Annotated in this window: 11 protein-coding genes; 10 read left to right on the top strand and 1 reads right to left on the bottom strand. The window is 70.2% G+C overall.

From position 1 onward, the window contains the following. A partial coding sequence (locus ACR9ZK_RS00445) for a glycine betaine ABC transporter substrate-binding protein (RefSeq protein ID WP_481338868.1) occupies positions 1-503 on the top strand: 503 nt, incomplete at its 5' end. Between the two features lie 192 nt (positions 504-695). Further along, on the top strand, positions 696-3,134 hold the full coding sequence (locus ACR9ZK_RS00440) for a GcvT family protein (RefSeq protein ID WP_481338866.1): 2,439 nt from the start codon (positions 696-698) through the stop codon (positions 3,132-3,134). A gap of 162 nt (positions 3,135-3,296) precedes the next feature. Here the strand turns inward: ACR9ZK_RS00440 and ACR9ZK_RS00435 are convergent, their stop codons facing one another. After that, positions 3,297-4,127 (bottom strand): IclR family transcriptional regulator, encoded by an 831-nt coding sequence (locus tag ACR9ZK_RS00435; protein ID WP_481338864.1) that lies wholly within the window; start codon positions 4,125-4,127, stop codon positions 3,297-3,299. 173 nt (positions 4,128-4,300) lie between these two features. Between ACR9ZK_RS00435 and betA the strand changes: the two genes are divergently transcribed. From betA to ACR9ZK_RS00395, 8 genes are all read left to right on the top strand, one after another. After that, entirely contained in the window at positions 4,301-5,965 is a 1,665-nt protein-coding gene (betA, locus tag ACR9ZK_RS00430) for a choline dehydrogenase (protein WP_481338862.1), read from the top strand. 149 nt (positions 5,966-6,114) lie between these two features. Beyond that, positions 6,115-6,480 carry a bifunctional 3-phenylpropionate/cinnamic acid dioxygenase ferredoxin subunit gene (locus ACR9ZK_RS00425; RefSeq protein WP_481338860.1) on the top strand — a complete coding sequence of 122 codons (366 nt, stop codon included), beginning with the start codon at positions 6,115-6,117 and terminating at the stop codon, positions 6,478-6,480. Next, positions 6,477-7,649, top strand: a complete 1,173-nt coding sequence (locus tag ACR9ZK_RS00420) for an NAD(P)/FAD-dependent oxidoreductase (protein ID WP_481338858.1) — start codon at positions 6,477-6,479, stop codon at positions 7,647-7,649. Before ACR9ZK_RS00425 ends, ACR9ZK_RS00420 begins: the two co-directional genes overlap by 4 nt. Positions 7,650-7,760: 111 nt before the next feature. Beyond that, on the top strand, positions 7,761-8,903 hold the full coding sequence (locus tag ACR9ZK_RS00415; protein ID WP_481338856.1) for an aromatic ring-hydroxylating oxygenase subunit alpha: 1,143 nt from the start codon (positions 7,761-7,763) through the stop codon (positions 8,901-8,903). 70 nt (positions 8,904-8,973) lie between these two features. Further along, positions 8,974-9,831 carry a bifunctional methylenetetrahydrofolate dehydrogenase/methenyltetrahydrofolate cyclohydrolase gene (locus ACR9ZK_RS00410; RefSeq protein WP_481338854.1) on the top strand — a complete coding sequence of 286 codons (858 nt, stop codon included), beginning with the start codon at positions 8,974-8,976 and terminating at the stop codon, positions 9,829-9,831. A 115-nt stretch (positions 9,832-9,946) separates the two neighbouring features. After that, positions 9,947-11,773 carry an amino acid permease gene (locus ACR9ZK_RS00405; protein ID WP_481338852.1) on the top strand — a complete coding sequence of 609 codons (1,827 nt, stop codon included), beginning with the start codon at positions 9,947-9,949 and terminating at the stop codon, positions 11,771-11,773. Next, positions 11,770-12,654: a universal stress protein gene (locus tag ACR9ZK_RS00400; protein WP_481338850.1), complete on the top strand. Its 885-nt coding sequence runs from the start codon at positions 11,770-11,772 to the stop codon at positions 12,652-12,654. The genes ACR9ZK_RS00405 and ACR9ZK_RS00400 overlap by 4 nt, the downstream gene beginning before the upstream one ends. A gap of 176 nt (positions 12,655-12,830) precedes the next feature. Then, the gene (locus ACR9ZK_RS00395; protein ID WP_481338848.1) at positions 12,831-15,140 is read left to right on the top strand and encodes an FdhF/YdeP family oxidoreductase; all 2,310 of its coding nucleotides are present in this window, start codon (positions 12,831-12,833) and stop codon (positions 15,138-15,140) included. Positions 15,141-15,189 lie beyond the last annotated feature (49 nt).

Here is a 15,189-nt window from a genome sequence, read left to right as displayed (position 1 = left end):
AGACCTCGGAGTCCGGCGGGCAGGGCCAGATCCTCGACGGCGACCCGGGCTTCGTCACCAACGACGCCGCCCTCGTCAAGAACCTGAACCTCAACTACAAGGTGGTCTACGCGGGTTCCGAGGCAGCGCTGATCACGAGCTTCCGGCAGGCCGAGCAGACCCAGAAGCCGATGATCGGCTACTTCTACTCGCCGCAGTGGTTCCTCGCCGAGGTGCCGCTCGTCAAGGTCAACCTGCCGAAGTACACCAAGGGCTGTGATGCGGTGCCGGCCAAGGTCGCGTGCGACTACCCCGAGTACAACCTCAACAAGGTCGTCAGCACCAAGTTCGCGCAGTCCGGGAGCCCGGCCTACAACCTCGTCAAGAACTTCAAGTGGACCAACGACGACCAGAACCTCGTCGCGAAGTCCATCGCCCAGGACAAGCTGTCCGACGACGCAGCGGCCAAGAAGTGGGTGGACGCCAACCCGGACAAGGTGAACGCCTGGCTGGCTGCCGGCTGACGCGGTCGATCGGCCCATGTGCCCGGTCACGGACGACGTCCGTGACCGGGCACTGTGGTCTGCCGGTCCACGGATGCCGGCCGACATCGCCACATCAGGGTCCGCGGGGCTCTTGACACCCCGCGGGTGGTCCACGACGATTGTTGCGATCAGCGCATTGTGTTGCGCCAGACGCACTCTGGAGGTTTTGGAATGACGGGTCCCAAGGTGGTCATCATCGGTGCGGGGGTTGTCGGCGCCGCGCTGGTCGACGAGCTCACCGCTCGCGGCTGGGACGACGTGACCGTCGTCGACCAGGGCGACCTGCCGGCCCCCGGGGGGTCGACGTCGCACGCGCCCGGGCTGGTGTTCCAGGCAAGCGCCTCGAAGACGATGACCGAGCTGGCTCGCTACACCGTCGAGAAGTTCTGCTCGATGGAGTCGGAAGCGGGGCCGTGCTTCCTGCAGGTCGGTGGGCTCGAGGTGGCCACGACGCCCGAGCGAGTCGTCGAGCTGCACCGCCGGCACGGGTGGCTCACCGCGTGGGGTGTCGAGTCCCGCGTCCTCGACGCCGCAGAGACCGCGGCGATGTACCCGCTGCTCGACCCGGACGTCGTGCTCGCCGGCCTGCACATCCCGACCGACGGGCTCGCCAAGGCGGTCAACGCCGTCGATGCCCAGACGCGCCGGGCCGCCTCCCGCGGAGCGCGGTTGCTGCCCCGCCACGAGGTCCTGGACGTCACCGTCGAGGACGGCCGGGTGACCGGCGTCGTGACGGACCACGGTGAGATCCCCGCGGACATCGTCGTGTGCTGCGCCGGAATCTGGGGCCCCGTCATCGCCGCCAAGGTCGGCATGAGCCTGCCGCTGACGCCCTTGGCGCACCAGCTCGCCTGGACGTCACAGGTTCCGGCCCTGGCCGGGGCCACTCGGGAGGCGACGCTGCCGATCCTGCGCCACCAGGACCAGGACCTCTACTACCGCGAGCGGTTCGACACGCTGGGCATCGGCTACTACGGGCACCGGCCGATGCCGATCCGGGCCGAGGACATCGCCCGCCTCGACGACTCGGCGGTCATGCCCTCCGTCCTGGAGTTCACCCAGGAGGACTTCGAGGAGGCGTGGACGCAGACGCAGAAGCTGCTGCCCTCCACGCGCGACGCGAAGGTCGAGGAGGGCATCAACGGGCTCTTCTCGTTCACCACCGACAACATGCCGCTCATCGGGGAGTCGCCGGACGTCAGCGGCTTCTGGGTCGCCGAGGCGGTCTGGGTCACGCACTCGGCCGGCGTCGGCCGCGCTGTCGCGGAGCTGCTGGTCGACGGGCACTGCTCGAGCTTCGACCTGCACGAGTGCGACCTCAACCGGTTCGAGGAGCACCAGCTCTCGCCGGAGTACGTCCTCACCCGGGACTGCCAGAACTTCATCGAGGTCTACGACATCCTGCACCCGCTGCAGCCGACCGGCAGCCCACGCCCGATCCGCACCAGCCCGTTCTACGGGCGCCAGCAGGCGCTCGGCGGCGAGTTCCTCGAGGCGTCCGGCTGGGAGCGTCCGCAGTGGTACTCCGCCAACGCCGGTCTCGTGGAAGGCCGTGACATCTCCACGCCGAACGACTGGGCCGCCAGGTTCTGGTCCCCGATCGTCGCCGCCGAGGCGCAGGTGACGCGCGAGTCGGTCGCGATGTACGACATGACGGCGCTCAAGCGCCTGGAGGTCACCGGCCCCGGTGCGGCGCAGTTCCTCAACGGCCTCGTCACGGCCAACGTCGACAAGTCGGTCGGGTCGGTGACGTACTGCCTCCTGCTCGACGTCGACGGTGGCATCCGCAGCGACATCACGGTGGCCCGCCTGGCCACGGACCGGTTCCAGATCGGTGCCAACGGCAACGCGGACCTCGACTGGCTGAGGCGCCACCTGCCCGCCGACGGCAGCGCACAGGTCCGCGACATCACCGCGGGCACCTGCTGCATCGGCCTGTGGGGCCCGAAGGCCCGCGACCTCATCCAGCCGCTGACCGACACCGACTTCAGCCACGAGGCCCTGAAGTACTTCCGCGCCACCTCGGCCTTCATCGGGACGGTGCCCGTCACCGCGATGCGGCTGTCCTACGTCGGGGAGCTCGGCTGGGAGCTCTACACCACGGCGGACCACGGCCAGCGGCTGTGGGACCTGCTGTGGGAGGCCGGGCAGGAGCACGGCGTCATCGCGGCCGGCCGCGGTGCCTTCTCGAGCCTGCGCCTGGAGAAGGGCTACCGCTCCTACGGTGCCGACATGACGGCCGAGCACGACCCCTACGAGGCAGGCCTCGGCTTCGCGGTCAAGCTCGACAAGGGCGACTTCGTCGGCCGCGAGGCCCTCCTGGCTCGCAAGGAGTCCAGCACGCGCCGGCTCGCCTGCCTCACGCTGCCGGACGCGGGCACGGTCGTCCTCGGCAAGGAGCCGGTGTACGCCGGTGACCGCTGCGTCGGGTACGTCACCAGCGCCGCCTACGGCTACACGATCGGCAAGGGGATCGCGTACGCCTGGCTGCCCGTCGATCTCGCCGACGTCGGCACCGAGCTCGAGATCGGGTACTTCGACGAGCGCGTGAGGGCCGTCGTGACCGCCGAGCCGCTGTTCGACCCCGCGATGACGCGCCTGCGCAGCTGAGGGCCGGCGCCGGTCGGCGTCCCGCGACATCCGTCGACGTGGCGGCGGCCGGGCGCCGACCACGACGGACCCGACGCAGTGGCGTCCCGCGTCTCGTACCCGACGCCACTGCGTCGGTCCGAGGCACGGGACGCGGGCTCGGCCGGGGCCACCCGGCGTCGGTCAGCTGCCCAGGTGGCCCAACCGGCGGCTGATCTGGCTCCCGGCGGCCTGCAGCACGCCGGCCACCTCCTGAATGCGGTCCGGGACGAGCCGGAAGGCGGGGCCCGAGACGCTCACCGCAGCGACGACGCCGCCGGTGTGGTCGCGCACCGGGACGGCGACGGCGTTCAGGCCGACCTCGTACTCCTCGAACGTGGTGGCGAACCCGTCGGTCAGGGCCTGCTCGAGCTGCTTCTCGAGCGCGCTGCGCGAGGTGATGGTGGCGTCGGTGAGCCGTGGCTGGCCCGCGACGTCGAGGACCTCGTCGCGCTGGGCGCGGTCGAGATGTGCCAGCAGGATCTTGCCGCTGGACGTGGCGTGCAGCGGGGTGAGCTGGCCCATCCAGGTCTGGGCCGAGATCGCCGACGGCCCCAGTGCCTCGGCCACGTTGACGGCGTAGTGCTCCCGGATCACGGCCAGGTTGATCGTCTCACCGAGCTTGGTGGCCAGCTCGTCGAGCATCGGCCGGGCCTGCCGGACGACGCCGAGCCGCACCGGGATCGCGCTGGCCAGACGCAGGATGCCGAAGCCGAGCTGGTACTTGCCGCGTTCCGAGTTCTGCTCGACGAGGCCACGATCCTCCAGCGCGGCGAGAAGCCGGAAGGCGGTGGACTTGTGCACGTCGAGGTCGGCGGCGACCTCGCTGACGCCCGAGCCACCGGTGGCGGCCAGGATCTCGAGCACGCGCACCGCCCGATCGACCGACTGGACGCCGCCGCTCGTGTCGCCGTTGGCGCGGCTGCTCCGCCGTGGAGCTCTGCTGTTGTTCTCCCCCTGCATATCGTTGCTCATGACGCAACCTTAACGCACGGGTAACAGTTGCGCATCGCGCAGTCTAGTGCGCAATCCGCTACTCCGGTACGCTCAGCACAGCTGGTCGGCCAGCTGTGGCACGTCGTGCCCGGCCCACGCGTCGCCGACCCTGGCACGGCCGCAGCTCCCTGCGGCCCGAGTTCGGAGGAAACATGGCGTCTGCTGTCTACGACTTCGTCATCGTGGGAGGGGGATCGGCCGGCTGTGCGCTGGCCAACCGCCTCTCGGCCGACCCGGCCACCAAGGTCCTCGTCCTGGAGGCGGGTCGCAACGACTCGCTCTGGGACGTGTTCATCCACATGCCCGCCGCGCTGCCCTTCCCGATCGGCAGCCGGTTCTACGACTGGAAGTACGAGTCCGAGCCCGAGCCGCACATGGGGGGCCGTCGGATCTACCACGCGCGCGGCAAGGTGCTCGGCGGCTCCAGCAGCATCAACGGGATGATCTTCCAGCGTGGCAACCCGTTGGACTACGAGCGGTGGGCGGCGGACCCGGGCATGGAGACGTGGGACTACGCCCACTGCCTGCCGTACTTCAACCGGATGGAGAACTGCCTGGCCGCCGACCCGGACGACCCGTTCCGCGGCCACGACGGGCCGCTGGCCCTCGAGCGGGGCCCCGCGACGAACCCGTTGTTCGAGGCGTTCTTCCAGGCTGCCGAGCAGGCCGGCTACAGCCGGACCAGTGACGTCAACGGCTACCGTCAGGAGGGTTTCGCGCGCTTCGACCGGAACATCCGCAACGGCCGGCGGCTGTCCGCCGCGCGCGCCTACCTGCACCCGGTCATGGACCGGCCCAACCTCGAGGTCGTGACGAGGGCCCTGGCCACGCGCGTGCTCTTCGAGGGCAAGACCGCCGTGGGCGTGGAGTACCAGCGTGGCCGCGGTGCCGCGACGCAGGTGCGGGCCAAGACCGTGGTCCTCAGCGGCGGCGCCATCAACTCGCCGCAGCTCCTTCAGCTGTCCGGGGTGGGCAACGCCCAGGAGCTGTCCCGGCTGGGCATCGACGTCGTGCACGACCTGCCGGCCGTGGGGGAGAACCTGCAGGACCATCTCGAGGTGTACATCCAGTACGCCTGCAAGCAGCCGGTCACGATGCAGCGCTACCTCAAGCACCGGTACAAGCCGTTGATCGGTGCCGACTGGCTCTTCCGGCACCAGGGTCCGGGCGCGACCAACCACTTCGAGGGTGGCGGGTTCGTCCGGAGCAACGACGACGTGGCCTACCCGAACCTGATGTTCCACTTCCTTCCCATCGCGGTGCGGTACGACGGGTCGGCGCCCGAGGGTGGCGAGGGGTACCAGGTGCACGTCGGGCCGATGTACTCCGATGCCGTCGGCTCCGTCAAGATCAGGAGCACGGACCCCCGGGAGCACCCGGCCCTCCGGTTCAACTACCTGTCGACGGACCAGGACCGCCGCGAGTGGGTGGAGGCGGTGCGCGTCGCGCGGAACATCCTGACCCAGCCGGCCATGGACCCGTTCAACGCCGGTGAGATCTCACCCGGACCCTCGGTCGAGACCGACGAGGAGATCCTCAGGTGGGTCGCCGAGGACGCGGAGACGGCGCTGCACCCCTCGTGCTCGTTGCGGATGGGGGTCGACGACAGGTCGGTCGTCGACCCGCTCACCATGGGCGTTCACGGCTTGGAGGGCATCAAGGTCGTCGACGCCTCGGTGATGCCCTACGTCACCAACGGCAACATCTATGCCCCGGTGATGATGGTGGCGGAGAAGGCTGCCGACCTGATCCTCGGCAACACCCCGCTGCCGCCGTCGGAGGCCCAGTTCTACCGCCACCAGCCCGCGGTTCACTGACCTGCCCACCGGCGCGACGTCGACCTCCGAGCCCCTCGCCCGCGAAGCCCTCAGGCTTCGCGGGCGAGTCTCTTGACACGGCTTTGTCGTGGTCTCAGACTGTTGCGCATCGTGCTTTGAGTTGTGTTATTCGCATCGAGGTGGTTCCTATGTTGTCAGTCTGTCCGCTGTCCTCACTCGCGCCGGGGGAGGCGCTGCGCGTTCAGGCCGAGCCGCCGATCGCGGTGTTCCACACCGAGGACGGCGAGGTGTTCGCGCTCGATGACACCTGCACCCACCAGGACGCGTCGCTCGCCGACGGCTGGCTGGAGGGCTGCGAGATCGAGTGCCCGTTGCACGCCTCCCGCTTCGACCTGCGCACCGGCCAGGTCGACGCACCGCCGGCCAAGAAGCCCGTGCGAACCCACCGCGTCGTCGTGGAGGACGGCCACATCTACGTCGAGCTGTCCTCCGAGGAGCCCAACCTGCCGCCCGGTGTCAGCGCGAGCAGCCAGGGTGCGGGTGGTCGGGGATGAGGACCGTCGCGGTCGTCGGCGCCTCGCTGGCCGGGCTCTCCTCGGCCAGGGCGCTGCGCAGCCAGGGTTTCGACGGGCGGCTCGTCGTCATCGGTGACGAGCTGCACCGGCCCTACGACCGGCCGCCCCTGTCCAAGGAGTTCCTGGCCGGAAAGGTCGCGCAGGAGGACATCGCCCTCGAGGACGACGACGAGGACCTGGATGTCGAGTGGCTGCTCGGCGTCCGCGCAGCCAGCCTCGACCTGACCGAGCGCAGCGTGGTGCTCGGCGACGGCACGCGGATCCGGGCCGACGGGGTCGTCGTCGCGACGGGTGCCCGCGCGCGGACCCTGCCGGGCACGGAAGGGCTGGCGGGCGTCCACACCCTGCGGACGCTCGACGACGCCGTGGCACTGAGGGCCGAGATCGAGCCCGGGCGGCGGCTCGTCGTCATCGGCGCCGGCTTCATCGGTGCCGAGGTCGCGTCCACCGCGCGTTCCCTCGGCCTCGAGGTCACCGTCGTCGAGGCGATGGCGACCCCCCTCGCCGGACCGCTCGGCACGGACATGGGCCGCATCGTCAGCAGCCTGCACGCCGACCACGGTGTCCGGCTCATCTGCGGCACCGGGGTGCGGCGGTTCACCGGTGCCGGAAGGGTGGACGGTGTCGAGCTCGACGACGGCCGGCTGCTGCCGGCCGACCTCGTGCTCGTCGGTGTCGGGGCCCAGCCCAACGTCGACTGGCTGCAGGGCTCCGGGTTGGAGCTCGACAACGGCGTCCGCTGCGACGCCGGCGGCCTGACGAGCTCTCCCGGCGTCGTGGCCGTCGGTGACTGCGCGGCCTGGTACGACCGACGGTTGGGTCGTCACCACCGGGTCGAGCACTGGACCGGAGCGCTCGACCGGCCGAAGCGCGCGGTGGCCACGCTGCTGTCCGGCGACGGCTCGGGACCGGATGTGGCTCCGCCCTACTTCTGGTCGGACCAGTACGGCGTGCGCCTGCAGTTCGCCGGCGACGCGCGGTCCGCCGACAGCGTGACCATCGAGGAGGGCGACCCTGCCGAGCACTGCTTCCTGGCGGTCTACCGACGCGCCCAGGAGCCGGTCGGGGTCCTCGGCCTGAACCAGACCAGACCCTTCACCCGGTGGCGCCGGATGCTCGGCGCCCCCACCGTTCCGGCTCCCGCCTGAAGGCCGGACAACCCTTGACAGCGCCGGCGTCTGCCACCACGCTGTTGCGTATCACACTTAACGTTGCGTCATAAAAAACCTCACCACCCCGCCCGTCGTCCAGGAGCTCTTATGTCCGTCATCGAGACCTCGCCCAGCCTCATCGCCACCCTGCCCGGTCACACGTACACCGATGAGGCCGTGTTCGCCGCCGAGCAGGAGCGGATCTTCGAGGCGATGTGGTTCTGCGCCGCCCGCTCGAGCGACCTGACGGGGCCCGGCTCGTTCAAGACGGTGCAGGTCGGCCGCGAGAGCGTGCTGATCACCCGCAACCGCAAGGGCGAGGCCCGGGCCTTCTTCAACATCTGCCGCCACCGCGGCGCCCAGCTGTGCACCGAGGAGTCGGGCCAGGCCCAGCGCTCGTTCCAGTGCCCCTACCACGCCTGGACGTACGACTTCGACGGCAAGCTCGTCGCAGCGCCGAACCTGACGAAGATGCCTGACATCGACCGCGTCGAGTACGGGCTGCGCACCATCTCGGTGCAGGAGTGGCTCGGCTACATCTGGGTGTGCCTCGCGCCGGAGCCGCCCTCGTTCGACGAGACCGTCCGCCACGCCGTCATCGAGCGCCTCGGTGACCTCGAGTCGATCGAGCACTACGACGTCGCCAACCTCGCCGTCGGGCGCCGCATCGTCTACGACGTCAAGGCCAACTGGAAGCTCATCATCGAGAACTTCATGGAGTGCTACCACTGCGCGACGATCCACCCCGAGCTCACCGAGGTCCTGCCCGAGTTCGCCGACGGGTTCGCCGCCCAGTACTTCGTGGGCCACGGCGCCGTCTTCGGTGAGGAGATCAAGGGGTTCACCGTCGACGGCTCCGAGGGGCTGGACCGTATCCCGGGCGTCTCCGACGACCAGGACCGTCGCTACTACGCGATCACCGTCAAGCCGCAGGTCTTCATCAACCTGGTGCCCGACCATGTGATCTTCCACCGGATGTACCCCCTGGCGGCCGACCACACCATCGTCGAGTGCGACTGGCTCTACCTGCCCGGTGTGGTCGAGAGCGGCAAGGACGTCAGCGCGTCGGTGGAGCTGTTCCACCGGGTCAACCAGCAGGACTTCGACGCCTGCGAGCGGTGCCAGCCGGCGATGAGCTCGCGCGTCTACGCCGACGGGGGAGTCCTGGTCCCCAGCGAGCACCACATCGGCGAGTTCCACGAGTGGGTCCAGGCCAAGCTCGCGGGCGCCGTCGGCCCGACCGCCGGCTAGCGGTGCAGCTCCACCTCCACCCACCCGCCCGGACACCCGGCCGGCCTCGGCGCTCACGGAAGGAGCGGGCATGGCGACTGCAACACTGATCGACGGCAAGCGGATCGCCGAGACGGTCAAGCGCGACCTGGCAGAGCGCGTCTCCATGCTGCAGCTGCAGGACATCCGGCCGGGTCTGGGGACGATCCTCGTCGGAGACGACCCGGGGAGCCGTTCCTACGTCAACGGCAAGCACCGGGACTGCCGCGAGGTCGGGCTGCACTCCATCCGGATCGAGCTGCCGCAGACCGCCTCCCAGGAGGAGATCGAGGCGGCCGTCCTCCGGCTGAACGCGGACCCGGCCTGTACCGGGTTCATCGTCCAGCTGCCGCTGCCGGCGCACATCGACACCCACCGCGTGCTCGAGCTCATCGACCCGGACAAGGACGCCGACGGCCTCCATCCGGTCAACCTCGGGCGGTTGGTCCTCGGCATGCCGGCCCCGCTGCCGTGCACGCCGAGGGGGATCATCGAGCTGCTGCGACACCATGACGTCCCCATCACCGGGGCACGCTTCTGCGTCATCGGCTGCGGCCTGACCGTCGGCCGTCCGCTGGGACTGATGCTGACGCGGCGCAGTGAGCACGCGACGGTGACGCTGTGCCACGAGGCGACCGTCGACGTCGCGGCGCACACGCGCGTCGCCGACGTCGTCGTCGCGGCCGCAGGCGTGGCACACCTCGTGCAGCCGGACTGGGTCAGGCCAGGTGCGACGGTGCTGTCCGTCGGCATCACCCGCACCATCGAAGGCATCTTGGGCGACGTGCATCCGGCCGTGGACAGCGTGGCAGGCAAGGTCAGCGGAGCAACCGGGGGGGTCGGGCCCATGACGCGAGCGATGCTGCTCACCAACGTCGTGGAGATGGCCGAGACCCTCGGAGGCCCGTGATCGGCGTGCCGGACCCGACGAAGGGTCCTGCGCCGATGCTGCCGCGATGACGTTCGAGCACAGCAATCCCACAGAACGGTGAGCACCTCCCGGTTCACGTCTGAAAGGAAACGGCATGGCTTCAACGACGTTACAAAAGGGTCTCAGCGACCGTCAGCTGAGGATGATCGCCATCGGCGGCGTGATCGGAGCGGGCCTGTTCGTCGGCTCGGGCGTGGTCATCGGCAGCACGGGGCCCGGATCGTTCATCGCGTACGCCCTGTGCGGCTTCGTGGTCATCATGGTCATGCGCATGCTGGCCGAGATGGCGGTCGCGAACCCTTCGACAGGCTCGTTCGCGGACTACGCGCGCAACGCCCTCGGCGGTTGGGCCGGGTTCTCGGTCGGATGGCTGTACTGGTACTTCTGGGTGATCATCGTCGGGTTCGAGGCGATCGCGGGCGCGAAGATCGTCCAGTACTGGGTGCCGAACGCCCCGCTGTGGCTGGTCTCGCTGATCCTGCTCAGCGCGATGACCGCCACGAACCTGTTCTCGGTGTCCTCCTTCGGGGAGTTCGAGTTCTGGTTCGCCGGCATCAAGGTGGCGGCCATCATCATCTTCCTGGCTCTCGGTGCGGCGTACGCGTTCGGATTCTGGCCCGGCAAGTCGATGGACTTCTCCAACCTGACGGCTCATGGGGGGTTCCTGCCCCATGGCGCGCTCGGCGTCACCGCCGCGATCGTGACGGTGATCTTCTCGATGACCGGCGCCGAGGTCGCCACCATCGCTGCCGCCGAGTCGAAGGACCCGGAGAGGGCGGTGGCCAAGGCCGCGAACTCGGTGATCATGCGCATCGCGGTCTTCTTCATCGGCTCGATCTTCCTGCTGACCGTCATCCTGCCGTGGAACGACAAGACGGTGGCCGCTTCGCCGTTCGTCGCCGCGTTCACCCAGATGGGGATTCCCTACGCCGACCACATCATGAACGCGGTCGTGCTCACGGCGGTGCTGAGCTGCCTGAACTCCGGGATGTACACCGCCTCGCGCATGCTCTTCGTGCTCGCCGCTCGCCGTGAGGCTCCGCTGCAGCTGGTCAGCGTGACCAGCCGCGGGGTGCCCGCCGTGGCGATCCTGGCGTCGTCCGTCGTCGGCTTCCTGTGCGTCATCGCCGCCGCCGTCTCGCCCGACACGGTCTTCGCCTTCCTGTTGAACTCCAGCGGCGCGATCATCCTGTTCGTCTACTGCCTCATCGGCATCTCGCAGGTGGTGCTGCGGTTCCGCTCAGGGAGCCAGTCGTTGAAGGTGAAGATGTGGCTCTTCCCGTTCCTGTCGATCGGGACGGTCCTGGCGATCGCCGCGATCCTGGCGCAGATGGGCATCAAGGAGGACTCCCGGTCGCAGCTGATCCTCAGCCTGCTGTCGTGGGCCGTCGTCATCGCGTTCTTCTTCGCGAACCGGTGGTTCATCGCCCGTCGTCCCGTGGCCGAGGCACCTGCTCGGACGGTGGCTCCGCACCGGGTCCTCGTGCTGGCCAACGAGACGGCCAACTCCGCCGAGCTGCTCGACGAGCTGCGCGGCATCGGCGCCGAGCACGACGCCAGCTACTACGTCGTCGTGCCCGCCAGCCCCGTCGAGACCGGTGTGGCGGCCACGCACGGCCCGCTGGACGTGATGCAGGCGACCCGCGAGGCCGCCACGGCACGGCTCGACCACACCCTGGGGACGCTTCGCTCGGAGGGTCTGGACGCCGACGGCGCGCTGGGGGACTACCGGCCGCTGCGAGCACTGGCGAACGGTGTCGCCACCTTCCGTCCGGACCAGATCGTCATCGCGACCCTGCCGCTCGAGAGCTCCGTGTGGCACCGCTTCGAGGTCGTCGACCGAGCGCGGGCGGAGTACCCCGAGCTGCCGGTCACCCATGTCGTGGCGGCTCCCGTGCCCGTCGGAGCGACGGTCGCATGACGATCATCGCTGGGTTCAGCTCGAGCAGGCAGGGCAGCGCTCCGCTCAACCTGGCCGCTCAGCTGGCGCGGACGACCGGGCAGAAGATCGTCGCCGCGGCGGTCGTGGAGCGGGGGCCGCGCGCGGGCGCCGACCGGATCGAGGACGAGTACCGGCGCCACCTCGTGTCCCAGGTGACAGCGTCCCTCGAACGGGTGGTCGAGCAGGCGTGCAGCGACGTCGACATCTGCGTGAAGGTCCACCCGTCGACCTCGACACCCAACGGTCTGATGGAGCTGGTGGGCGAGCACGACGCCGACCTCGTGGTGGTCGGGTCGTCGTCGGCGGGTCTGCTCGGCAGGGTCGACCTGGGCAGTGTGACCGAGCGTCTCGTGCACACCTCGAAGGTGCCGGTCGCGATCGCCCCCCGTGGCTACCCACCGGGTCGCATTCCGATCGGGCGGCTGACGGCGGCCTTCGGCGGCGCCCCGGACGACGGAGGCCTCATCGCGACCAGTGCCCGGCTGGCCGACCGGTGGAAGGTGCGGCTGCGGATCGCATCCTTCACGTCGCGGCCGTTCACCATGTTCGGCGGCTCGATCGAGCGGTCCGCCGAGGACCTGGTCGTCGAGCGATGGAGGCGCAGGACCATGGACGAGGCGGTCAAGCAGCTGGGCGAGGTGCCCGACCCTGTCTCGAACGTGGACGTGGTGACCGGGATCGGCACCGAGTGGCGCGAAGCAGTGGAGAACATCCCGTGGAGGCGCGGTGACCTGCTCGTGCTCGGATCCGGGGCGGCCGGCCCGATGGCGCAGGTCTTCCTCGGTTCGGCGGCCGCGAAGATCCTGCGGCACGCGCCGGTCCCGGTCATGATCGTCCCGAGGCAGCGCCCCACGCCCTGACCCGTGAACCGGGCCCCCGGAACCCGGCGGTGGCCGGTCGCACGCCGATGTCCTGGCGTGCGGCCGGCACGACCGGGGACGTCGGCTGCCATGAAGCCGTGGGCCGCCGGGCCGCCCGGCCCTGAAACGAACCGAAGGGGCGTCCGCGTCCCGTGACCGAGGAGCTATCACACGCCATGGCCGAGCACGAGCTGCTGGGGACGCCCGACGAGTCTCGCCTGAGGGTCCGGACCCCACGCGACCACGCGGCGGGTGTCGAGGCGGTGGCGGTGGCCATGGGCCGGGCCCTGGGGGAGATGGGACCCTCGCGCGCCGCCCGGACGCTGCTGCGCCTCAACCAGGTCGACGGGTTCGACTGCATGTCCTGCGCGTGGCCCGACCCGGATCCCGATCATCGCCACACCGCCGAGTTCTGCGAGAACGGCGCCAAGGCCGTGGCCGAGGAGGCGACGACGGCCCGGGTGGGGCCGGAGTTCTTCGCTCGGCACAGCATCGCCGAGCTGGCTGCGCGCCCGGACCACTGGCTGGGCAAGCAGGGGCGGCTGACCCACCCGATGGTGCGCCGTCCGGGTGGCACGCACTACGAGCCGATCGCGTGGGACGAGGCGTTCACGCTGGCCGCGTCGCACCTGAACGGGTTGGGGACGCCGGACGAGGCGGCGTTCTACACGTCCGGGCGCGCCTCGAACGAGGCGGCGTTCGTCTACCAGCTGTTCGTCCGCGCGTTCGGGACCAACAACCTCCCGGACTGCTCGAACATGTGCCACGAGTCGAGCGGCGTGGCGCTCATCGACACGATCGGCATCGGCAAGGGCAGCGTCAGCCTCGAGGACCTGTACCGGGCCGAGCTCATCGTGCTGGCCGGGCAGAACCCGGGCACGAACCATCCGCGGATGCTCTCGGCGCTCGAGACCGCGAAGCGGCGCGGGGCGCGGATCATCAGCATCAACCCGCTGCGCGAAGCGGGCCTGGTCAACTTCCGCAACCCGCAGCACGCCCGCGGCGTCGTGGGCCACGGCACCGACCTGACCGACCTGCACCTGCCGATCCGTCTCGGCGGGGACCAGGCACTCTTCCAGGCGATCGGGTCGCTGCTCGTCGAGTGGGATGCGATCGACCACGCCTTCGTCGACGCCCACACCGACGGGTTCGCCGCGTGGCGGGCACACGTGGCCGACGTCGACTGGGAGCGGGTCGGGCAGGCGACCGGCCTCGAGCGCGACCAGGTCGTCGAGGCGGCCAGGATGGTCGCGAGCTCCGGCGCCACGGTCTGGTGCTGGGCGATGGGCCTGACCCAGCACCGCAACTCGGTGGCCACCATCAAGGAGGTCGTCAACCTCGCGCTGGCCCGCGGCGACATCGGCAAGCCGGGGGCGGGCCTGTGCCCGGTCCGGGGCCACTCCAACGTCCAGGGCGACCGGACCATGGGCATCTGGGAGAAGCCGCCGGCCTCCTTCCTGGACGCCCTGGCGGCCGAGTTCGGGTTCGAGCCGCCGCGGCGGCACGGCTACGACACCGTCGAGACGATCGAAGCCATGCTCGCCGGCAAGGTCGGGGTCTTCGTCGGGCTCGGCGGCAACTTCCTCCACGCCGCGCCGGACACGGGCGTCACGGCGGAGGCGCTGCGGCGTACGGCGCTGACCGTGCAGGTGTCGACCAAGCTCAACCGCTCCCACCTCGTGACCGGGGAGACCGCTCTCATCCTGCCCACGCTCGGGCGCACCGAGCGCGACGACCGGGAGAGCGGGCCGCAGTTCGTGACGGTCGAGGACTCGATGTCGGTGGTCCACGCCTCGCGTGGCCGCCTGGCACCCGCCGGCGAGCAGCTGCGCTCGGAGGTGGCCATCGTCTGCGGGCTGGCCGAGGCCACCCTGGGCGCGGGGACGAGCCACGCCGACGGCACGAGCATCGACTGGGCGGCGTTGCGGGCTGACTACGGACGGATCCGCGCGCACATCGAGCGCGTCGTCCCGGGGTTCGACGACTACGAGGCCCGGGTCCTGACCAGGACCGGCTTCGTGCTGCCCCACCCGCCGCGCGACCGGCGCGCGTTCGACACCCCGTCGGGCCGGGCCCAGTTCACGACGTCGGACCTCGACCTGCTCGAGGTGCCGGCGGGCCACCTCGTCCTGCAGACGATGCGCAGCCACGACCAGTTCAACACCACGATCTACGGCCTGTCCGACCGCTACCGCGGCATCGAGGGCGGGCGTCAGGTGGTCCTGATCAACCGTCGCGACATCGAGGCCCACGGGTTGCGGGCGGGCGACCACGTCGACATCGTGGCGCACTGGGCCGGCGACGACGTCGACCGCCGCGTCCGCAACTTCCGGGTCGTCGAGTACGACACCCCGCGGGGGTCCGCCGCGGCGTACTACCCCGAGACCAACCCGCTGGTGCCGCTCGCGTCCGTCGCCGAGCACAGCAACACGCCCACGTCCAAGTCCGTCGTCGTCAGGCTCGAGCCCAGCACCGCACCTGGGTGACGGAGCCGAGGCAGCGGCCGTCCGGGCCCGTTCCGCCGGTCGGCCACCG

It is taken from the genome of Monashia sp. HAY1-5C (genome assembly GCF_056755255.1).
The sequence above is the reverse complement of the archived record's forward strand: the minus strand, read 5'-3'. Positions and strand labels throughout refer to the sequence as shown.